The following is a 22,587-nucleotide window of genomic DNA, read 5'->3' as shown; positions in this document are numbered from 1 at the left end:
GCCGGCTCCCCCTCTCCGTCACGACGCCGCCGCGGCGGTGAGTGATGAGAAGTGCCGGTACATCCGCTCGAGGTCGGGCGACAGCCCGGTGATCAGCTGGAACGTCTCCGCCGCCTGGGCCACGACCATGCCGCCGCCGTCCAGGGTCCGGCAGCCCGCCGCGCGGGCCTGGCGCAGCAGCTCGGTCAGCAGCGGACGGTAGACGATGTCCGCGACCCACATCCCCGGACGGAGCAGCTCGGCCGGCAGCGGCGTCGCCCCGTCCCCGCTCATCCCGACGGGTGTGGCGTTGACCAGGCCGTCGGCCGCGGCCAGCCGGTCGCGGACCTCCTCGACCGTGCGGGCGGTGCGAACCGTCACGGGCGCGGCGGGCCCCGCGGCGCGGCGCACCACCTCGGCGAGGTGTTCGGCGCGCTCCACCGCCAGGTCCACCACGGTCAGCCGCCGCACCCCGAGCCGTACGAGTGCGAAGGCGACCGCGGTGCCCGCTCCCCCGGCGCCCAGCAGCACGACGTCGCCGACCGGGGCACCGGGCAGCCCGCGCCGGAATCCGGTGAGGAAGCCCGACCAGTCCGTGTTGTGCCCGACCGCCTGTCCCTGCCGGAACACCACGGTGTTCACCGCGCCGAGCACCGCGGCGTCGGCGGACAGCTCGTCGAGGTACTTCACCACCACCTGCTTCGACGGGTGCGTGATGTTGAGACCGGCGAAGCCGAGCTGCCCGGCGTGCGCGACGAGCGCGCCGACGTCCTCCGCGCCGAGGTCCAGCACGTCGAGGTCGATGACCTGGTACAGGTAGCGCACGTCCAGCTCGTCGGCCTCCCGCTCGTGCAGCGCGGGGCTGAGCGACGGACCGAGGTCGCAACCGATGAGCCCCACCAGGAAACGTCGTCCTCGGCCCACCGAGCCCCCCTGCTTGTTATACGAGCTAGTACGTTAATTAGCTATACGGCGGTGTCTGAAGTCAAGAGTCGCGAGGCGCTCGCGAGCCCGCCGCACCGTCCGCTGCGGACGATCCACCGCCCGGCCCGAGTGGCGGCGGCCTGCGACGTGAGCAATGTGCACCGCCCCACCCACGGAACGCACGGAGAAATCCACTCAACGGACCCACTAGCCCACTCTGCGGACTCCGCTGTAGGTTCGGCGAGGGTCGAACAGTCGGTCCCGGCACCGCAGGAGGCGACGTGAACACCACGCAGGACACGACCGCGGCGATGGTCGCGGACTGGTGGGCCACGTCGGTGTCCCGGATGGCACCCGGCGTGATCGAGCTGCGCGGCCGCCCGGTGCAGGAGCTGATCGGCTCCACCGGCCTCACCGACATGATCTGGTTGATGCTGCGCGGAGACATGCCCGACCCGCGGCAGGCGGCCCTGCTGGAGGCCGCGCTCGTCGCCGGCGTCGACCATGGCCCGCACGCGCCGTCGATCGCCGCCGCACGCATGGCCGCGACCTGCGGCATCGGTTTGAACAACGCGGTCGCCACCGGCGTCAACCTGCTCGGCGACTCGCATGGCGGGGCGGGACAGCAGTGTGTCGAGGTGCTGTCCGACATCTGCGCCCGCCAGGACGCGGGCGCCGATCTCGACACCGCGGTCGCCGACGCGCTGACCGCGTGGCGCACCCACTCGCGTTACATTCCCGGCTTCGGGCACCGCTTCCACCCCGTGGACCCGCGCCGCGATCCCCTGCTGGGCCTGGTCGACACGGCCGTACGCGACGGCGTGGTCGAGGGTCGGCACGCGACCGCGGCCCGCGCCGTGGAGGCGGCACTGCAGCGACCGGGCCGGCGTCCGGTGCCGATGAACATCGACGGGGCGACCGCGGTCATCTACGCCGAACTCGGCTTCCCGGCCCCGCTGGCCCGCGGCCTGTTCGTGCTCAGCCGCAGCATCGGCATCCTGGCCCACGCCTGGGAGGAGACCCAGCAGGGCCGGCGCAACAAGGGTCCGATCCCGACCGCGATCCTGCCGACCTACCTCGGGAACTGACCAGTCCCGTCCGCGCCGCCACGGCCCGGACCTGCCGTCGCGTGCCATCGGGTCTGCCGATCGACGCGACGACACATTCCGGAAGCCTCGCCTTGCGCCGCAGCGAGGTCGGTCATATATTGAGCCGTGCCTCTAGATGGCCCATTAGGTCCGTCTAGTGGACCTCATGATCGTTAGTCGGATTCGTTGACGGACAACGCGTTGCACGCGACGCCTCCAGCCCGCTTACCGCCCGGCATCGCGCAGCCGGTCACGCCTGCCCGCAGTCGCCACACATCGCATGCGAATCCACCCCGAGCCGCACAGGACACGCCACCGCAGACAGACCGCCTTCAGCACAGGAACGAGGTCAGCATGGCAGAGATCCCACGACGGGCATTACTCACCGGAGCAGCGGCGACGGCCGTCGGCGCAGCACTGGTGCCGGCCGCCGGCACCGCCGCCGACGCCGCACCCGCCTCGCACGGGCACGGCGGCTCCCGCTGCACCACCCCGGGCGGTGCCGACTTCCCCAAGGTCGGCGGCAACTACGGCAACCAGAACTACACGTCGCTGCACCGCGTCAACCGCCGCACCATCGACCGCCTGGGCGGGGCGTGGCACAACCGCATCGAGGGCGGCATCGACACCGGCACCAACCAGAGCACCGCGGTGGCCGTCGACGGGGTGCTCTACATCGAGTCCGCATTCGGCAACGTGTTCGCCGTCGACGGCGCCACCGGCGTCACCAAATGGGTGTACCGACAGACCCGCGGCACGGTGACCCGCCGCGGCGTCGCGGTCGGCGACGGCAGGGTGTTCACCCACGGCCGCGGCAACTGGATCATCGCGCTCGACCGGGAGACCGGCGCGGTCGCCTGGGAACGGCAGGTCAGCGAATACGGCAACATGGAGAAGGTCGCCGTCACCCACTACGACGGCATCCTCTACGTCGGCACCCACGACAGCGACCGCGCCGCGGCGCTGGCCCTCGACGCCCGCAACGGCGACGTCGTCTGGCACTTCTGGGGCGCACCCGAGCCGGGCGAATTCGGCCACGAGACGTGGGAGGGCACGTCGTGGCAGAACGGCGGCGCGGCACCCTGGATGCACCCCGCGCTCGACCCCGACCTCGGCCTCGTCTACTGGACCTTCGGCAACCCGCGCGGCAACCGGTCCTCCCAGGACGGCTCGGAGCGCGGAGGCCTGAACCTGTTCTCCAGCTCCATCGTCGCCATGGACCTCAAGACCGGCCGGTACCGCTGGCACTTCCAGTCGATCCACCACGGCATCTGGGACATGGACAACACCATGGCCCCGGTCCTCGTGGACACGAAGATCCGCGGCCGTGACCGCAAGCTGGTCGTGTACGGCAGCAAGTCCGGCATGTACTTCATCCTCGACCGCGAGGACGGCTCCGCTCCCCTGGGCATCGACGAGGTCCCGGTGCCGCAGGAGCCCAGGCAGAAGACCTGGCCCACCCAGCCGTTCCCGCGCCAGGGGGCCTGGACCGAGACCCGGGTCGTCGACCAGCCGCTCGGCGCCGAGATCCCCGGCGACCCCAACCGCGCCGTTCCCAACTACGTGCAGGGGTCGCTGTACGACCCGCACTGGGACGTGCCGATCCTGTCCATCCCCGGCCACGGCGGCGGAGCCGACTGGAGCCACCAGTCGTTCAGCCACCGCACCGGCCTCGTCTACACCGGATACGGCTACGTCGCCGCGGCGCACTCGCTCACCGAGTCCAGCAACGGCCTGCGCCCGCCGGGCGAATACCAGACCGGCGGCGTCGTCGCCGTCGATCCCGCCACCAACCGGGTGCGGTGGAAGAAGCACATGCCGTACTCCCTGGCGCACGGCAACGGCATCCTCACCACCGCGGGCGACCTGCTGTTCATCGGACAGCCCGACGGGAACCTGCTGGCCCTCGACGCCCGCAACGGGCGCGAGCTGTGGCGCTTCCAGACCGGGGCCGCGATCAGCAGCAGCCCGATCAGCTACGAGATCGACGGCGAGCAGTACGTCGCGGTCTACGCCGGCGGCACGGGCATCCCCTACGGCAACTCCGCCCCGCGCGGTGACCACCTATGGGCTTTCAAGATCGGCGGCACGGTCGCCGCCGCCGCCGCGCCGCCCCCGCCGGTGGTACGCCGGCCGGTGTCCGGCGGCCCGGTGGAGGGCAGCGCGGTCGGCAACACCGTGGTCCTGGCACGGATCTACAACCCCGCGACCGGGACCGTGGGCACCGTCGAGTCGACCGCGGTCAACGCCATGGCCCCCACGCACCTGCGGGTGCCGGTCGGCACGACCGTCACCTTCGTCAACCCCGCCGACAACGTGAACGTGCACGGCGCCACCCAGTTCTTCGAGGGGCTGTTCGACATCAGGCTGCAGCCCGGCGAGTCGTTCACCTACACCTTCACCGCCAAGGGCGAGTACTTCTTCAACGACTCGTTCAGCCCCAGACCGACCGGCAAGGTCGAGGTCTACTGACCGCCAGGAGAGGCAACGACGTGCGCAGACTCCCGATGAAGACCCGCCTGACCGTGGCCCTGACAGCTCTGGCCGGCATCCTGGCCACCCTCACCTTCGCCGTGCTGACAGGACTGCCGTCCGCCGCGCACGACGACCGGGGCCGGGACAGGGGCGCCCAGCAGCTGGGCGACCCGGACTACGGCGTGTGCCGCGGCACCGACGTGAAGTGCTACCACGACTGGGGCAACTTCGACCCGGCCGACGGCTACAGGGTCCTGCTGTACACGCGTACCGCCGGACCGCGGCACGCCAATCTCGGCCCGGCGCTGGCCGCCGGCCTGAACCCGCCGCTGACCGAGGCAAACGTCGTCCACCACGCCATCGTCAAGATGGGCCAGGACAACGGGTTCGGCGTCGACTACACCGAGGACGTCACGCGGCTGGCCTCGGCCGGGCAGCTGTTCGGCTACAACGCGATCATCTTCTTCAGCACGTCCCGCGACACCCTCGACGACGGCGCACAGACCGCGCTGCGCCAGTACATCCGCGGCGGCGGCGGCTTCGTGGGCATCCACAACGCGTTCGGCACCGAGTACAACTGGCCGTGGTACGAAGGCCTGCTCGGCGGGGCGAACTACTACGACCACGGACCCAACCAGGTCGCGACGGTGAAGACGCTCAGCCGCCGGGACGCCTCGACGGCCGGGCTTCCCGCGACCTGGACCTTCACCGACGAGTGGTACAACCTGGTGCCGTTCCCGTCCGACGTGCGCATCCTGGCCGCCGTGGACGAGTCCACGATGCAACGCGGCGTCGCCGGTTCGATGGGCCACCCGGGCCACGGCGACGTCCACCCGGTGGCCTGGTGCCAGTACTACGACGGCGGGCGCGCGTTCCTGACCACCCTGGGCCACGACGCCCGGTCTTTCTCCACGGACGGCTCCTTCCCCGGGGCGACGGAGTTCCAGCAGCTCATTCTGGGCGGAATTCAGTCCACGATGGGCAAAGTCCCGTTCTGCCGCTAGACGCCGTAAGGCTCGTGCCGGTCGTGCTGACGCGCGATCGGCACGACCGCGGCATGCCGGCCCGGTATCGCACCGCCTACCGACTGAGGCGGTCGCGACGGCGCTCGCCACGTTCGACGCATTGCGACGCGACCGGACCGCCGAACTCGTCCGCATGGAGCAGTCCGACCAGGACGCCAAGACCGCCGGGATCGTCACCGGCCGCATGCGCGACCTGATCATGCCCCGCGTGTTCAACCGCGTCTACGAACGGTCCACCGCCTGACTCCACGACTTCGACCCGGGCACCCTGCCGACTCCAGCCGAAGAGGACCGTTCGCATATGCGGGTCGACGTCCTGCTCCGCCGTGCCGAGGTAGGCCCGATGTTCGATGCCCGCCTGGATCGCGCTTGACGCAGATCAATGAGGGACGCTAACTTCCGCCTGCCGGAGCAAATACTTCGGACGTCCACGATAGACAGTCCACGGGGGAAGTGGCTTCATGCGTGTTGTTTTGCGTGCAATAACTATGTGCACAGCTGCGACGGTGGCGGTGTCCAGCTGGATGGCCGGCGGCGCCGTCCCGGCGGGCGCTGTTCCGGTCGGGCTTCCGTCCCTGGTGGACGACGGTGTCTATCCCTACCCTGACGCGGCGCAGATCCTCGCCGAGCAGAACGTCCGCCTGATCTCCGGCGACGGACACATCGTCCTGGCCGACTGCGCGACCCCACCGGTCGGCAACATCGGCCTGCTCAAGGTATGGACCACCGACGAACTGATCGGCCCCGACGGCGTCGGACGGGTCTGCTTCAAAGTCAACGCGCCATCCGGCGTACTGAACCTCGAAGTACCCGGCGTCTACGAAATCCGCGGCGACGGCCAGACCACCGGCACCGGCCACGAAGTCACCGCCGAACTCGAAGACGAAACCGGCGAAGAGATCACCGTCGAGATCGACCCCGACGGCAGCACCCCCGTCGGCCTCGGCGCCGACCCCACCGCACCACCCACCATGCTGCTCCAACTACGCGCAGGCGACGGCCCCGCACCCGTCACCGGCACACAAGCCGCGGTCGGCAAACTCACCGGCCACGACCGCATGTGCACCACAACCCTCGTCGCACCCCGCTGGGTCCTCGCAGCCGCGAGCTGCCTCGCCGCCGACCCGAACCAGCCCCAGGTGACCGAAGGCGTATCGAACGGCGCCTATCAGGTCACCTTCCCGGGGCACGCCCCGGTCGCAGTGGACTGGCTGATCCCGCGTACCGGCCGCGACGTGGTTCTGGCCCGCCTGGCCACCCCGGTCCAGGACATCACCCCCGTCGCACTCGCGACCACCGCACCGACCGGCGTCGCACTGACCGCCACCGGCTACGGACGCAACACCGACTGGATCACCGACCAGCAGCAGACCGCACAGATCACCTTCACCAACACCACCGCCACCACCCTGTCGGCTGCTTCAGGACCACTGGTCTGCAGCGGCATGGCCGGCGCACCCGTCCTGACCGACGGCAAACTCGCCGCCATCCTCACCCAAGCCGGACAGCAAGGCTGCCTCGGCAGCACCACCACCGACACCAGCGTCACCGCCACCCGCACCGACGACCTCACCACCTGGTTCAACGCCATCACCACCACCACCGCCGCACACACCTGGACCCTGGCCGACATGCCAGCGACAGCGACACCGGGCACCCCCGTCACCACCACCACCGACACCGTGTTCACCGGCACCGCCCTGCCACTGACCGCCACCGCCGGCACGACCTGGAACACCGGCGACCAGTTCAGCCCGAACATCGCCCTCAACGGCACCACCGGCACGCTCACCACCGGCGCACCCGCCGTCAACACGAACGCCGATTTCACCATCAGCGTCCGAGTCAAGCCGACCGTGGCCGGCGGCGTGGTCGTGTCGCAGAACGGGACCCAGACGGCCGCGTTCAAGCTGTACAGCGACGCGGCGACCAAGTCCTGGCGATTCGCCATGAGCAGTGCCGACAGCACCACCGCCACGTGGGCGACCGCTGCCGCTCCCGCGAACAGCGTGCAACTGGGCCAGTGGGCGCACCTCAACATCGCGTTCAGGGCATCGAGCGGCCTGATGACCCTCGACGTCGACGGGGTCAACCGGGCCTCGATCCACAACCCCGCGAGGTGGGCGGCCACCGGCGGCCTTCGACTGGGCGCGGTCAAGACCGGCGCGAGCACCGTCGGTTCCTGGTACGCCGGCCAGCTGGCGCTCGTCCAGACGTGGAACGCGGCGAACACCGCCTTCCGCACCTACCCCACCGCCGGCTCCACCCTCATCAACCGCAACGGCAACGCCGAGGTCTACTTCAACTCCGGTGGCACGCTCAAGGAGACGCACTTCAACGGCACGTCCTGGTCGGTGCCCCAGTCCCTGGGCAGCACGGTTCAGGGCATCCCGACCGTCGTGCAGAACCCGGTCAACAACAACATCCAGGTCTACCACGTCTCCGGCGGGCTGCTCAGCGAGACGTCGTTCGACGGCACCACGTGGACCACCACGTCCTTCGGTGTGGCGGCGACCGGCCAGCCGGCGGTGCTGGTCAATCCGAACACCGACAACGTGGAGATCTACTTCAACTCCGGGAACGTGCTCAAGGAGCGGCACTGGAGCCCGAGCGGTGGCTGGTCGGCGGTGCAGAGCCTGGGCGCGAGCATCACCGGCAGCCCGACAGTGATCTACAACCCGGTCAACCGAAACGTCGAGGTGTACCTCAACTCCGGTGGCTCGCTGAGCGAGAAGTACTTCACCGGCGGTGCCTGGTCCTCGCTGAAGAACCTCGGTGTTCCGATGACCGGCCAGCCGTCCGCGCTGTACAACCCGAACAACAACAACATTCAGGTGTACGCCAACTCGGGCGGCCTGCTCAAGGAGCTCTACTGGAATGCGGCGGCCGGGTGGTCGACCCTCGGCAACCTCGCCCTCGCCATGACGGGCAGCCCTGCGGCCGTCTACAACCCGGTCAACGGCAACACGCAGGTCTACGTCAACTCCGGTGGCGCGCTGAAGGAGAAGTACTGGCGGCCGAGTGTCGGCTGGGCCAATCCGGGCGATCTCACCACACCGATCACCAACAGCCCGTGGGTGACCTTCAACCCGGGAACCGGTGACATGGAGATCTACCTCAACTCCGCGGGCAATCTGAGCCTCAAGTCGTGGGACTTCGTCACGATCTGGGCGCCCGTCCAGAACCTGGGCGCCCCGATCACGAACTGACTCGGCAACCAACCCGTCATGATCATCGCGCCAGCCGGACGGCCGCGCGATGATCATGACAGGTGTTCCGCTACGTCGAGTTTCAGCAGTTCAGAACCAGGTGGCCCAACGGCGTTACTGTCGTCGTCGCGCCACTGTTCAATCACGACGATCGCCAGCGGGCTCTGACGCGTCATGCGGAGGATCCGCTGCCGACCGCCTGTCCGCCAGGCATCTTCGCCTGGCGGGCCACATCAACCACGGGGAGCTTTACATGGGTTCGATGTCGCGTTTAGCGGCGTTCGGCACCGCGACAGCGGTGGCCGTGTCTTTGGCGGTGGTCGCCGGGTCGGCGCCCGCCGCCGCCGATCCGATCGCGTTGCCGTCGCTGGTGGACGACGGTGTCTACCCCTATCCCGACGCGGCCGCGATCCTGGCGGCGCAGAACGTCAGGCTGATCTCCGGCGACGGGCACATCGTGCTCGCCGACTGCGCGACGCCGCCACAGGGCGACATCGGTCTGCTGAAGGTATGGACCACCGACGAGATGATCGGCACCAGCGGCATCGGCCTGGTGTGTTTCAAGGTGACGGCCGCGTCCGGGCTGCTCAACCTGCAGGTCCCCGGCGTGTACGAGATCCGCGGCGACGGACAGCGGACCGGCACCGGCCACGAGGTCACCGCCGAACTCGTCAGCGACGCCGGTGAGGAGATCACCGTCCAGGTCGACCGCGACGGCAGCACCCCGGTAGGCCTGGGCACCGACCCCGACGCCTCCCCCACCATGCTGCTGCAGCTGCGAACCGGCACCGGCCCCGCGCCGGTCACCGGCGCCCAGGCGGCGGTCGGCAAGATCTCCCACCGCGGCCGGATGTGCACCGCGACCCTGGTCGCGCCACGCTGGGCGCTCACCGCCGGCAGCTGCTTCGCCGACAACCCCGCCCAGCCGCAACTGACCGAAGGAGCACCGGCCGGCGCGAGCCACGCCGTGTTCCCCGGGCACGCGGTCACCGCGATCGACTGGCTGAGCCCGCGACCGGGCCGCGACGTGGTCCTGGCCCGGCTCGCCACCCCGATCCAGGACATCACCCCGATCGCCCTGGCCACCGCCGTCGTCGCCACCGGGGTCGATGTGCCCGCCGTGGGCTTCGGCCGCACGCCGACCGCGCCGATCGCCGACCAGCAGCAGACCGCCCAGCTCAGGTTCACCGCGAGCAGCGCCACGACACTGACCGTCGGCACCGCACCGCTGGTGTGCAGCGGCATGGCGGGCGCGCCCGTCCTGTCCGGCGGCAAGCTCGCCGCCGTGCTCAGCCGGGCCGGCCAGGCGGGCTGCCCCGGCGTCACCGGCACGGACAGCAGCGTCACGGCTGCCCGCACCGACGACCTCGCCAGCTGGTTCAACGCCATCACCACGACCACGGCGGACCACACCTGGACCTTGGCCGACATGCCCGCCGCGGCGACCTCGGGCACCAGCGTCACGGGCGCCGCCGACAGCGTGTTCAGCGGGACCGCACTGCCACTGACGGCCACGACGGGCGCGAAGTGGAACACCGGCGACACCTTCAGCCCGTCCGTCACGGTCGACGGGTCGACCGGCACGCTGGTCACCGGTGCGCCGGCGGTCACGACGGATGCCGACTTCACCGTCAGCGTCCGCGCCAAGCCCACCGCGAACGGGGGCACCGTCCTGTCCCAGGACGGCACCAACACCGCCGCGTTCAAGCTGTGGTCCGAGCCGTCCGACAAGTCCTGGCGGTTCTCCATGAGCCAGACCGATGTCGCCAGCCCGGCGTGGGACACCGCCTTCGCACCCCCGAACAGCGCACCCCTAGGTGTATGGAGCCAGGTCACCGTCACCTACAAGGCGTCGACCGGCACCGTGGCCGTCCACGTCAACGGCACGAAGGTCGCAGGCACCGGTCATGCCGTCAAGTGGAAGGCCACGGGCGGCCTGCGCATCGGCGCCCACCGCAGTGGCTCGGCCCTCGGCGGCTTCTTCAACGGCCGGGTCGCCGACGTGCGGACCTGGAACAGGGAGACCATCGCGTCGGGCACGTTCGGCTTCGCCGCCGACTGGTTCGACGACGGCGCGGGCTGGATCCCCTGGAGCGCCATGACCACGGCGGACGTCAACAACGACGGCAAGGCGGACTTCGTCGGCCGCTACAACGACCACCTGTACATCAAGCTCAGCACCAGCACCGGCGGCACCATCTCGTTCGGCGGCTGGATCGACCTGGGCCATGGCTGGAACACGTGGGACTACATCCAGCTCGCCGACATCACCGGAGATGGCAAGCCCGAGCTGATCGGCCGGTACAACGGCCACCTGTGGTACAAGATCAACACGAGTACCACGAGCTCGGTCAGCTTCGCCGCCAACTGGCACGACGACGGCGCCGGCTGGATCCCCTGGAACACCATTTCCGCGGTCGACGTCAACAACGACGGCAAGGCAGACATCGTCGGCCGCTACAACGACCACCTGTACATCAAGCTCAGCACCAGCTCCACCAACGCCATCTCGTTCGGCGGCTGGATCGACCTGGGCACCGGCTGGAACGCCCGCGACCACATCCAGCTCGCGGACGTCACCGGCGACGGCAAGCCCGAACTGGTCAGCCGGCTGGACGGCCACATGTGGTACAAGATCAATACCAGCACCACGAGCTCGGTCAGCTTCGCCGCCAACTGGCACGACGACGGCGCCGGCTGGATCCCCTGGAACACCATCACCGTGGCCGACATCGACAACGACGGCAAGGCGGACTTCGCCGGTCGCTACAACGACCACCTGTACATCAAGCTCAGCACCAGCTCCACCAGCACCGTGGCGTTCAGCAACGTCTGGTACGACCTCGGTGCCGGTGCAAACACTCGCGACTACGTCCAGTACGCGGACGTCACCGGCGACGGCAGGCTCGAAGTGATCAGCCGAAAAGACGGCCACCTGTGGTTCAGGCTCAACACCAGCACGAACTGACGTCGAGGTCCACGCCTCTCGACGAGGGAGCCGGTATCGCCGCCCAGCGCGGCGACACCGGCTCCCTGCACGACGGCACGTGGGGTGTCGGCACGCGCGTCCTGCTACTTCCTGCCGGCATCCGCCGGCAGGTTCTGCGAAACACATCACGGGGAGTTCCTGTATGAGTTCCAAGTGGCGTTCGGCGGCGCTCTGCGCCGCTTCCACGCTGGCGTTCTCGGTGGCGGTGGTCGGTGTGTCCGCACCGGCCGGTGCTGTTCCGGTCGCGCTTCCGTCCCTGGTGGACGACGGTGTCTATCCCTACCCTGACGCGGCGCAGATTCTCGCCGAGCAGAACGTCCGACTGATCTCCGGCGACGGACACATCGTGCTGGCCGACTGCGCGACCCCACCGGTCGGCAACATCGGCCTGCTCAAGGTGTGGACCACCGACGAACTGATCGGCCCCGACGGCGTCGGACGGGTCTGCTTCAAAGTCAACGCGCCATCCGGCGTACTGAACCTCGAAGTACCCGGCGTCTACGAAATCCGCGGCGACGGCCAGACCACCGGCACCGGCCACGAAGTCACCGCCGAACTCGAAGACGAAACCGGCGAAGAGATCACCGTCGAGATCGACCCCGACGGCAGCACCCCCGTCGGCCTCGGCGCCGACCCCACCGCACCACCCACCATGCTGCTCCAACTACGCGCAGGCGACGGCCCCGCACCCGTCACCGGCACACAAGCCGCGGTCGGCAAACTCACCGGCCCCGACCGCATGTGCACCACAACCCTCGTCGCACCCCGCTGGGTCCTCACAGCCGCGAGCTGCCTCGCCACCGACCCGAACCAGCCCCAGGTGACCGAGGGAGCCCCGGTCGGAGTGCACCACGTCGTGTTCCCCGGCCACGCCGCCGTCGCGGTGGACTGGCTGAGTCCGCGTGCGGGCCGCGACGTGGTTCTGGCCCGCCTGGCCACCGCCATTCAGGACATCACTCCCGTCGCGCTCGCGACCACCGCACCGACCGGAGTCGCGCTGACCGCCACCGGATACGGCCGCAACACCGACTGGATCACCGACCAGCAGCAGACCGCACAGATCACCTTCACCAACACCACCGCCACCACCCTGACCACCACATCAGGACCGCTCGTATGCAGCGGCATGGCCGGCGCACCCGTCCTGACCGACGGCAAACTCGCCGCCATCCTCACCCAAGCCGGACAGGCAGGCTGCCTCGGCGTCACCGCGACCGACACCAGCGTGACGGCCACCCGCACCGACGACCTCACCACCTGGTCCAATGCCATCACCACCACCACCGCCGCACACACCTGGACCCTCGCCGACACGCCGGCGGCGGCCACACCGGGCACCGCTGTGACCACCACCACCGACACCGTGTTCACCGGCACCGCCCTGCCACTGACCGCCACCGCCGGCACGACCTGGAACACCGGCGACCAGTTCAGCCCGAACATCGCCCTCAACGGCACCACCGGCACGCTCACCACCGGCGCACCCGCCGTCACCACGGGTGAGGACTTCACCGTCAGCGTCTGGGCCAAGGCCACCGTCGCCGGGACGGTTCTGTCCCAGGACGGTGTCAACACGGCGGGATTCCGGCTGTGGGCCGACCCGTCCGACAACTCCTGGCGCTTCGCGATGACCCGTTCCGACGTCGCCGTCCCCGTGTGGGACACGGCGGCAGCCCCGGCGGCTAGTTTCGCACCGGGCGTGTGGACTCACCTGACCGCGACGTTCAAGAAGGCGGACAACAAGGTCTACCTGCGCGTCGGCGACGCGGACGTGGCGTTCGCCCCGCACAGCACCAGCTGGAACGCGGGTGGAGCGCTGCGCATCGGGGCCTACCGGACCGGTGCCGCCACCGTCGGCGGCTATTTCGGCGGGCAGGTCGCCTTCGTGCAGACCTGGAACCAGGCCGTCGTCACGCCCAAGTTCGCTCCGCCGCCGCGCGGCACGTCCTACCTGAGCGACACGAACTGGCTTTGGGCCGCCAACGGCTTCGGGCCGGTGGAGAAGAACAGCAGCGTGGGCGAGGACGCGGCCGGCGACGGAAACCCCCAGACCATCAACGGCACCCATTACTACAAGGGCCTCGGCATGCATGCGCCCGCCGAGGTCTACTACTACCTGGGCGGCGGCTGCATGTCGGTCAGCGCATATGTGGGTGTGGACGACGAGGAGACCGCCGCTGGGTCGGTCGTCTTCCAGATCTGGAAGGACTCGACGAAAGTCGCCGACAGCGGGACGAAGACCTTTTCCCAGGCGGCCTCGCTGCTGACCGCCGACGTCAGCGGCGCGACGATGCTGCGCCTGGTCGTCACGGACGCGGGGAACGGCGTCACCTCCGACCACGCCGACTGGGCCAACCTGAAGATCACCTGTGGCGGCGTGGAGGCCGAGTCCGGCACCCTCGTCGGTGCTGCGGTGGTCACCGCCTGTCCCACCTGCTCGGGTGGGAACAAGGTCGGTTTCATCGGCAACGGCGCCAACCAGGTGACGCTGACGGTCGACCTCCCCTCCCCCGCATACCGGTTGACGGTTTCGTACGTCGTCAACGGCACGCGGTCGTTCTACATCGGCATCAACGGCGGTGTGCCGCAACTGGTCACCCTCACCGGAACCAGCTGGACCGATCCGGTGGACTCGGCGCCGATACAGGTCAAGCTCGGTCCCGGTGTGCACACCGTCAGGTTCTTCAACGACACCGCATTCGCCCCCGACCTAGACAAGATCATCGTCTACTGACGGCATGACCCATGTGCGGGTGGCGGCTCCGAGGAACCGCCACCCGCACGGCACAGCTCAGGGACCGGTCGTGGAGCAGGACACCGTCGCGCCGCCGGTGGTGCTCAGCAGGTAGCGCCACTGCGGTACGCCGGGCGCACCGCACTTGCCCCAGGTCGCGACGTCCGCGAGCCCGTCGCCGTTGCGGTCTGCCGCGCGCATGCCGAAGTGCGCGCTCACGTTCACCGGTGCGTCGTCGAAGTAGAACGGGCTGGTGATCCAGTTCAGAGAGACGAACGACGTTCCGGTGGACGACTGGACGCGCAGGCAGGACACACCGGTGCCGCACAGCCCGGGATAGGCGAGATCGGTGCGGCGGTCCCCGTCGAAGTCCGCGGCCAGCACGCCGTAGGTGGGCGTCAGCGCCGGATCGGCCCACATCCCGTCGCCGAAGCCGCGCACGGCGAACGAGTCGCCGGGCTGGCTCGCCAGCACCGTCCAGCAGGCGTGCCGGTCGGTGCCACACGATGCCCGGAAGGCGATGTCGGCCCGGCCGTCGTCGTCGAAGTCGCCGACATGGAACCCGTAGGTGAAGGTGTCCGCACTGGTCACCGTGCTGTCGGTGGACCAGTTTCGCGCCGCGGCGAAGCCGGTGCCGGTGCTCGCGAGCACCCGCCAGCACGGCACCGAGGGCGTGCCGCACAGCCCGTGATATGCGAGGTCGTCCTTACCATCACCGTTGAAGTCGGCGACCAGCACGCCGTATCTTTCGGTGTCGAGCACCCGTAGCTCGGGCCGCGCCGGAAGCTCACGCTTCGGCGCGGCCCAGCCTGGGTGACTCAGGACTTGCGAACCCCGGCGGCGAACGCGGCATCCGCGCCGCCGCCGGGATCGGCTGTCAGTTGTTGGAGAAGAACCCGTCGCTGTACACCGCAAGGTGCGCCGCGGATCCACTGACCGCGAAGGCGACCGACCCGTTGGCACCGGCGTTGACGACGGTGCTGTTGCTGACGGACTTGTCGACGATGAAGTTCAGCGTCGACGTGCTCGGCGCGGGCGTGGCGCTGGGGTAGGACGTGACCATGCCACCGCCGGATGACAGCGCAGCCAGTCCGACGACGAGCGTGATGTTGGCGCCGACCATGTTGGCGACCGGCGTGACGGTCTTGCTGCCCCCTGCCGGGGCCTGTGTGCCACTCTCAGCCGTGTACAACAGGCCGGTGGACGGGAACGCGTGGTACTTCTGCCCACTGGTGCCGGGCGCGAAGTAGCCCAGGATGTCGATGATGACGTGCGTCGGCTGGTGGGCGCTCAGGGAGAACTGGCCCGTGGTGGGGTTGACCGGGATGATCGCCATGCCGGCGTAGACATCGGTCGGCTGATACTGCAGACCGGATACGGCCGGCTTGGCCTGCCCCTGCTCCCAGGTGGTGACGAACCCGCCTGCCGTGGCGGAGACCGTGGTGATGTTGACCGCCACCGCGGTGATCCCGTTCGGAACCGTGCCCGTCCCGACCGTCGCACCGGTGACCTTGTAATTCCACGTGGCGCCGGCCGGGACCTTCCCGGTGTTGCCACCGGCCCCCGTGCGACTGTCCGCGAAGCGGACCGGCACGACCGGGGTGTAGGAACTGATCCCGGTGACGGCGCTGTCCGTGGTGAAGTAGCCACTGACGTCGGCCAGGATGTGCGTGCTCTTGTCAGTCGGCTGACTGATGAAGAACGTCTCCCGCCAGACGGGCGACAGGCGGATGTAACCGTTGCTGCCCACCGGAACGATCATGTAGCCGGACGTGACGACCCCTGCACGGTACTTCAGGTTGACGCCCAACGGCTGCGGCGTAAGGTCGGGCCAGGCCACCAGTCCGCTGCCGAACTGCGGCGAGACGGTCGCCACGTTCAGCGCCACGGCGGTGACGCCGGTGGCCGGCACGCCGTTGACCCCGGCGATCTGCACCCGGATGGAATCGTTCAGGTCGACCGTGCCGGTGGTGCCGCCGGTGCCGTTGCGAGTGTCCAGGAATCGGGTCGGCGCGGCCAGGCGCTTGTAATAGCTGGCAGGGCCTTGGGCCTGCACCGGATCGACCACCCTGTTCCACACCTGGACCGCCGCGACCTGGCCGCCGAAGAAGCTGCCGACGGTGCCGCGCGAGCGCTGCGCACCGATCCGCAACGGCCCGGTCGAGCTGACGCTGGCGTTTCCGTCGTTCCTGTGCCGGCCGACCTCGACGCCGTCGACGAACAGTTTCAGGACGCCGTCGGTCTTGTTGAAGGAAGCCGTGAGTTTCGTCCACTTGCCGACGGTGAGCGTGTCGCCGTCCGAACGTGCACCCTGCCAGACAGACAGCCACCGCGAGTCCTCGGTCGACACGCTGAACTGCCACGCGTTGCCCGCCGTCGAGGACAGCTCGAACCCGGTCTTGTTGACCGCGTCCTGGGACAGCACGGTTCCGGGCTGGCCGGTGGGCTTGACCCAGGCCGACACCGTGAACGAGCCGTCGGTGGCCACCGCCGAAGCGGTCGTGGCCAGGCTGCCGGAGACGCCGTCGAGCGCGACGCTCGGGGTGAACGTGTCGCCGGCGGTCACATTCCACGTCGCACCCGCGGTCGCGGTCAGCGGCCGCGCGGTTCCGGTGTACACACTGTCGGACGCGGTCGTCACCGCCGTGCCGGTGCTCGCACCCGCAGGCGTGTCGGCCAGGCTCCAGCTGTGGTCCGCGGCCGTGGTCGTGATCGCGTTGAACCAGGTGGCGAGGTCGTCGGCGCGCGTCGCGGTGACGGCGCTGCCGGTCGCGGTGAGGTCGAAGCAGCCCGCCTGGCCCGCCTGGGTCAGCACCGCGGCGAGTTTGCCGCCGGACAGCACGGGCGCGCCGGCCATGCCCTTGCACACCAGCGGGCCGCTGGTGGACGACAGGGTCGTGGCGGTGCTGCCGGTGAAGCTGAGCTGGGCGCTCTGCTGCTGATCGGCGACCCAGTCGACGGCCGTGCGGCCGTAACCGACCGCGGTCGCCGTGGCAGCGGCCGCCGTCGCCAGCGCCACCGGCGTGATGTCCAGGATCGGCGTGGCCAGGCGAGCCAGGACCAGGTCACGGCCCGTACGCGGGGTCACCCAGTCGATCGTCGCGGCGGCGTGGCCGGGGAACCGGACGACACCGGGGCGCGCGGGGGCGCCTTCGGTCAGTGCCGGCTGCAGGGGATCGTCGGCGAAGCAGCTGGTCGCGCTCAGCACCCAGCGCGGCGCGACCAGGGTCGCGGTGCACATCCGGTCGACGGCGAAGAGCTTGCCGATCGCCGTCTGGGTGCCGACGGCCGGCGCGGCGCCCTCCCCTGCCCGCAGCTGCAGCAGCATGGTCGGCGGCGCGGTCGGGTCGGCGCCCAGACCCACCGGGGTGCTGCCGTCCGGGTCGACCTCGACCGTGATCTCCTCGCCGGTCGCGTCCTCGAGCTCGGCGGTCACCTCGTGGCCGGTGCCGGTCCGCTGGCCGTCGCCGCGGATCTCGTACACCCCGGGGACCTCCAGGCTGAGCCAGCCCGCGTCGGCGGTCACTTTGAAGCACACCAGGCCGATGCCGCTGGTGCCGATCGTCTCGTCGGTGGTCCAGATCTTCAGCAGGCCGATGTCACCCTGCGGCGGCGTCGCGCAGTCGACGAGCAGAACGTGCCCGTCGCCCGCGATCAGCCGGACGTTCTGTTCTTCCAGGATCTGTGCCGCACCCGGGTAGACGCCGTCGCCGACGAGCGACGGTATCGCGATCGGATCGGCGGAGGCCGGCGCGGACAGGCCGAGTGCCGACATGGACACTGTCATTGCTGTGGCGACGCTGAAGGTCGCCATACGCCATTTTGATGGCATGGCAAGTCAACTCCCCGTGTTTGCGCGGAACCCATAGATGGGATCCGCTCGCGGAACGTAGCGTCCCGCCGCAGGAGGGGTCAAGGGCCAATCCGACGGTCGTGATTGCACCTTCGTATCGACCGGAACGATCGCGTACAGCGGCGGCGCGCCCAGAGCCGTTACGCGCGAGACACGCCATTGGAGCCCGGACGGGAGTTCCTGCCGCGCGGCATGGGATGTCAGGATCCAACTCGTGATCGCATCACTGGACGGGCGTCGCTTCGCCGCCGTGGCCGACGTCGCCGGCGGCGAGGTCGGCATGAAAACGGTGTTCACCTACCACGAGCACGACGGCATGATCTGGGCCGAATACGCCGGTGGCGCGATCCGTCGCGGCTTCCTCGTCGGCACCCGCGACGGCGACCGACTCGAATTCCGGTACACACAGCTCAACACCGACGGGCAGACCTCGACAGGGCACTGTGTGTCCGCGTTGTCCGTGCAGCACGACGGTCGGCTGAGGTTGGACGAGACCTGGCAGTGGGAGTCGCGGCCCGGCTCGGGTACGAGCGCCGTCGTCGAGCACGGCTGAAGCGTCAGGCTGGGGGCGGGTTGCGGGGACCGTATCCGATCACCGCAACCCGTCACCCGGCCGTCACACCTCACGCCTCAGAGGCGACCGAGCCGACGAAGATGTCGGGCCAGACTCTCCAACATCTCGATGAGATCGGCGACACCGATCGTCGCTGGTTCGACCTGACCGTAGATGCCCTCGATGCAGGCGACTTCGGCGTCGATGCGGCGGACCTTCACCGCGTCGGTGCCAACCGAATAGCCGTGTCCGAATTCGGCTTCGAGTCTCCTCCACTCCGTGAGATACAACTCCACCAGCCATGCGGCGCCGAGGAGCATGATCAGCATCTCCAGGGCCGGCTTGCGGTCGGCCGGCACCCACTCGCTGGTGATGACGAGGTCGTCGTCCTCGTCGAAGGCGAACTCCCAGACAGCTGTCATTTGCCCCCCGAAGGGAAGAACGTCGACGGCGAATAGGTTCCGTCGGCCTGCTTCTCGAGGAATCCGGTCATCTTCACACCGTCATAGGTTGCCGTGACCTTCGTGGGATACGTGTACCTGCCATGGGCGAAGAGATACTGCCCCGCCTCTATGATCTTGTTTTCATCCCAGTCCTCAGGAAAGAACGTATGCCCCACCGTGGCGTCCTTGGTGATGATCGAGCCATCCGGCAGCCGTGCACCGACAGTCCCGTTGACCCGGACAGAACCGTCGCTCAGCACTTGCAGCGTGCCGTTGATGAATCTGTCCGAGGGAATCCCGCCCGACTGGTTCGGGTGCAGGTGCCAACCCGCGAAGCCTCCTCCGCCGTTGATCACGCCCTTCATCACGTGATCACGAGCGGCCAAGGTTATGCAGGGCGGGCCGTCTGCATTGTGTACGAGAACCGGCGTGCCCCCGGCGACCACGTAGTACGTGTGGTCTTCGGCGACGGTGAGGTTGTGGACCGTCGCCTGCGAGGTCCACGAGCGGACCGCGCTGATCTGCACCCATGCGCCTGAACCGGTGCGCAGCAACTGACCGGCCCGCAGGTTGCCCGCGTCGACCCACTGCCGCAGATCCGGGACCCAGAAAGGGTGATTGGCGGTGGCCGTGATCCGGCTCGGGCCGCTCTCGTCGCCCGCACCTTCGACGGTGATCTCCACCAGGTGCTTGCGCCCAGTCCCGACGATGGTGTCGGTGACCGGTCGCGGCCGCGTCACCTCGCTTCGCGGATCGGTGGCCAGCACCTCGTCACCGATTCGGACGTCGGCGATGGGCCTGCTGCTGCCGTCGGCAAGCAGGACCGGGGTGTCCGGGGCGAAGCTGTTGCCGGTCCGGACACAGGACTTCAGCCATTCCGCGGTCACCAGGTGCAGCCGGCCCAGATCCGCCAGCTTGATCTCCACCAGCAGCTTGTTGGCGTTCCGGGACGCGACGTAAAGGTCCTTGAGGTGCCGGAACCCGGCGCTGAGCAACTTCCCGACCCCGGCCAGCAGCAGGCTCTCCAGCGCGGACTGGCCCAGGTTGAGCAGGGTCTGGGCCAGGGTCTGGTCGCCGTTGACGAGCTTGATGACGTTGTCACCGATTTCGACCAGGCTGAACAGGGTCCCGGCGACCGTGGCGCAAACGACGGTGACCACACACAGGACTGCGGAGGTCAGGCCCACCGTCGCGAACGTCGCCGTCAGGCTCTTGAGGGCCTCCGCAAGGTAGGTCATCGGCATCATGGCGCCGAACGCGGGATCTGCGGTGGAATTGACGCAGTTCCGGTACAGCTGTCCACCCTCCGGGTAGACCTTGCATAGCGCGGCGTTGCCGTAGATCCGTTTGACGAACTCGTCGGGGTCGGCTGGGTTGGGAATGTTGTTGAGGACGCAGTTACGGCCGAAGGATCCGTCGGGCTGGCCCCACAACTCCTCCAGACCGTCGAACGGGGTGTCGACGTAGTCGTGGTGGCACTGGGTGATGCTCACGTTTCGCAGGCTGATGTGGGCGTCGAAGGCCTGCTTGGCTGCGTCCGCGGCGTTCAGGCCGGTGGCCAGCGCCACGGCCCGGGCGAACTCCGCGGCGTCATGGGCGTCGATGGCGGACTGCACCGCAGCCTGATGCGACAACAGCGCCCATCCGGCCGACCGGATGGCGCTGCGGGCCGAGGTGCTGGCCCGTGTCGCCGCAGACCGTGCCGTGGCGGCCGCGGCAGCGGCCTTGTCGACCGCCTGGGTCGCTTCGGCCACATAGGCCTGTGCCTGGATCGCGTACGCCGTGGCCTGCTCGGCCGACGCCGCCGCCTGCATGGCGTAGGCCGCTGCCTGCTGGGCGTCGTCGCGGGCCTGGGCGGCCACGGAGTGCGCCAGTTGGGAGTTCTGCACCGCCGTGGTCGCGATCTGGTGAATGTTCTCGAGCATGCCGCCGACCGTCGACAGGTGGGCCATGCTCTCGTAGTCGCGTTCCGCGGCGGTGTACTGCCCGGTGCCGAGGAACTCGGCCAGTAGCACCGGTGGGCCGTCGAGCGCGATCTGCGCGGCGGCTTTGACCTCCGGGCCGCCGGCGGCGGCGATCTGGTTGACCCGCACCCGCTGCCCGGTGGCGGCGGCGGTGTACCGGCCGGTGTCGAGGAACTCACGCAGCGCCTGCAGGGTCTCGGCGTTCAGCGCGGCCTGCGCCGCCTGGGCCAGCACCACGTCACCGGCCGCGCTCGCCGCGGCCAGGAGCTGGTTGACCTTGACCCGGTCCTGTGTGTACCGGCCCGGATAGTTCTGAGTACGCAGGAACGTGCGGACCTGCGCGTCGGTGCCGGCCAGCGCTGTTCTGGCAGCCGCGGCGAGCGCCGCGTTGTCGGTGACCGCGATGTTCATCACCGCGTGCCGGTCGTCGCGGGCCTCGGCCGCCGCCAGACCGGTACGCACGAATTCGAGCGCCTGGTCGTCGGGGGCGGCCAGGGAGTCCAGCGCCGCCTGGCGGGTGTACACGCCCTGCCCCTGGGCCAGTGCCAGGGCCACCTGCCGGGCGGCTGCCACGGCCTCGGCCGTCGGCGTGGCCGGGTTCTGCGCCAACGCGATCAGCTGGCTGGTCTGCTGATCGCGCTTGGTCGCCTGCTCATCGTCGAAGTCGGCCTGGCGCTGCTGGGCCTCGTACAGCTCGTTCGCGGCCTGCGCGCCCTCCAGCCCTTCGTCACGCATCACGGCAAGCCGCTCCGCGTCGGCGACCCGGGCCGCGTCGAACACCGTCCCCGCCTGCGCCGCCGCGTCGACCGCGGCCTGCGCCGCGACAGTGGCGGCATTGGCGTGTTCGGTGGCCAGGCTCGCCGCCTCCGCGGCCTGCCCGGCATGTTCGGCCGCATGCAGCGCCGCCTGAGCCGCTGCTTGCGCGTTGGCCGCCGCCCGCAGGGCCGCGTCCCTCGCGGCGATCGTCGCCGCGAGCGCGACCTGCAGGTAACGCTCCGCCGCCTGCGCCGCGCGCTGGGCGCGAACGGCGTTGGCGCGCGCCAGCCGCGCCTGCTTCACCGCCTCGGACGCCTCCGCGCCGGCTTCCGTCGCGAACCGCGCCGCGTCCTCGTTGGCTATCGCGGCCAGCTCGGCATCCTCGGCGGCCGCATATGCCGCGCTGATCGCCTGGTTGGCCGACTCGATCGCCTGCTTCACGTGGCCCGCTTGGACGGCGATGTCGGTCGCGTTGCTCGCGGCGGCGCTGGCCTTCGTCGCCGCCTCGATCGCCGGGGCCGACTTGTCCGCGTCGAGGACGGCGTCGGCGGCCGCCTTGCGCGCGTGGGCGGCGGCCGACTCGGCCCACACCGCC

General features: G+C 69.5%; 14 protein-coding genes. 8 read left to right on the top strand and 6 right to left on the bottom strand.

What is annotated here, in order from left to right:
• Positions 1–18: 18 nt before the first annotated feature.
• Positions 19–903: a shikimate dehydrogenase gene (locus FLL47_RS38110; RefSeq protein ID WP_144127540.1), complete on the bottom strand. Its 885-nt coding sequence runs from the start codon at positions 901–903 to the stop codon at positions 19–21.
• Positions 904–1,184: 281 nt separating this feature from the next.
• Between FLL47_RS38110 and FLL47_RS38105 the strand changes: the two genes are divergently transcribed.
• The 5 genes from FLL47_RS38105 (at position 1,185) to FLL47_RS38090 (ending at position 8,700) form a co-directional block, all read left to right on the top strand.
• Entirely contained in the window at positions 1,185–1,991 is an 807-nt protein-coding gene (locus FLL47_RS38105) for a citryl-CoA lyase (RefSeq protein ID WP_246159214.1), read from the top strand.
• Positions 1,992–2,345: 354 nt separating this feature from the next.
• Entirely contained in the window at positions 2,346–4,463 is a 2,118-nt protein-coding gene (locus FLL47_RS38100; RefSeq protein ID WP_144127539.1) for an outer membrane protein assembly factor BamB family protein, read from the top strand.
• Between the two features lie 20 nt (positions 4,464–4,483).
• Positions 4,484–5,470 (top strand): ThuA domain-containing protein, encoded by a 987-nt coding sequence (locus FLL47_RS38095; protein ID WP_246159212.1) that lies wholly within the window; start codon positions 4,484–4,486, stop codon positions 5,468–5,470.
• Positions 5,471–5,591: 121 nt separating this feature from the next.
• Positions 5,592–5,735 carry a hypothetical protein gene (locus FLL47_RS43370; RefSeq protein WP_186316156.1) on the top strand — a complete coding sequence of 48 codons (144 nt, stop codon included), beginning with the start codon at positions 5,592–5,594 and terminating at the stop codon, positions 5,733–5,735.
• A gap of 262 nt (positions 5,736–5,997) precedes the next feature.
• The gene (locus FLL47_RS38090; RefSeq protein ID WP_186316155.1) at positions 5,998–8,700 is read left to right on the top strand and encodes a trypsin-like serine protease; all 2,703 of its coding nucleotides are present in this window, start codon (positions 5,998–6,000) and stop codon (positions 8,698–8,700) included.
• Positions 8,701–8,753: 53 nt separating this feature from the next.
• Here the strand turns inward: FLL47_RS38090 and FLL47_RS44880 are convergent, their stop codons facing one another.
• On the bottom strand, positions 8,754–8,876 hold the full coding sequence (locus FLL47_RS44880; RefSeq protein WP_281286776.1) for a hypothetical protein: 123 nt from the start codon (positions 8,874–8,876) through the stop codon (positions 8,754–8,756).
• Between the two features lie 86 nt (positions 8,877–8,962).
• On the opposite strand from FLL47_RS44880, the gene FLL47_RS38085 reads away from it, so the two are divergent.
• Positions 8,963–11,668 (top strand): FG-GAP-like repeat-containing protein, encoded by a 2,706-nt coding sequence (locus FLL47_RS38085; protein ID WP_246159210.1) that lies wholly within the window; start codon positions 8,963–8,965, stop codon positions 11,666–11,668.
• Positions 11,669–11,831: 163 nt separating this feature from the next.
• Positions 11,832–14,423 (top strand): NPCBM/NEW2 domain-containing protein, encoded by a 2,592-nt coding sequence (locus FLL47_RS44875; RefSeq protein WP_222106386.1) that lies wholly within the window; start codon positions 11,832–11,834, stop codon positions 14,421–14,423.
• Between the two features lie 57 nt (positions 14,424–14,480).
• Here FLL47_RS44875 and FLL47_RS38075 read toward each other — a convergent pair whose 3' ends face one another.
• Both FLL47_RS38075 and FLL47_RS38070 read right to left on the bottom strand, forming a co-directional pair.
• Positions 14,481–15,185 (bottom strand): FG-GAP repeat domain-containing protein, encoded by a 705-nt coding sequence (locus FLL47_RS38075; protein WP_144127536.1) that lies wholly within the window; start codon positions 15,183–15,185, stop codon positions 14,481–14,483.
• A gap of 115 nt (positions 15,186–15,300) precedes the next feature.
• Positions 15,301–18,198 (bottom strand): LamG domain-containing protein, encoded by a 2,898-nt coding sequence (locus FLL47_RS38070; protein ID WP_186316154.1) that lies wholly within the window; start codon positions 18,196–18,198, stop codon positions 15,301–15,303.
• Positions 18,199–18,490: 292 nt separating this feature from the next.
• Between FLL47_RS38070 and FLL47_RS38065 the strand changes: the two genes are divergently transcribed.
• Positions 18,491–18,829 (top strand): avidin-fold protein, encoded by a 339-nt coding sequence (locus FLL47_RS38065; protein ID WP_144127534.1) that lies wholly within the window; start codon positions 18,491–18,493, stop codon positions 18,827–18,829.
• 77 nt (positions 18,830–18,906) lie between these two features.
• Here FLL47_RS38065 and FLL47_RS38060 read toward each other — a convergent pair whose 3' ends face one another.
• Both FLL47_RS38060 and FLL47_RS38055 read right to left on the bottom strand, forming a co-directional pair.
• Positions 18,907–19,251 carry a hypothetical protein gene (locus tag FLL47_RS38060; RefSeq protein WP_144127533.1) on the bottom strand — a complete coding sequence of 115 codons (345 nt, stop codon included), beginning with the start codon at positions 19,249–19,251 and terminating at the stop codon, positions 18,907–18,909.
• The coding region (locus FLL47_RS38055) for a polymorphic toxin-type HINT domain-containing protein (RefSeq protein WP_144127532.1) at positions 19,248–22,587 on the bottom strand (3,340 nt) is incomplete at its 5' end. The genes FLL47_RS38055 and FLL47_RS38060, both read right to left, overlap by 4 nt.

This window comes from Catellatospora sichuanensis (assembly GCF_007483665.1).
Classification (GTDB): Bacteria; Actinomycetota; Actinomycetes; order Mycobacteriales; family Micromonosporaceae; genus Catellatospora; species Catellatospora sichuanensis.
This window is presented reverse-complemented; position numbering and strand designations above follow the sequence as displayed.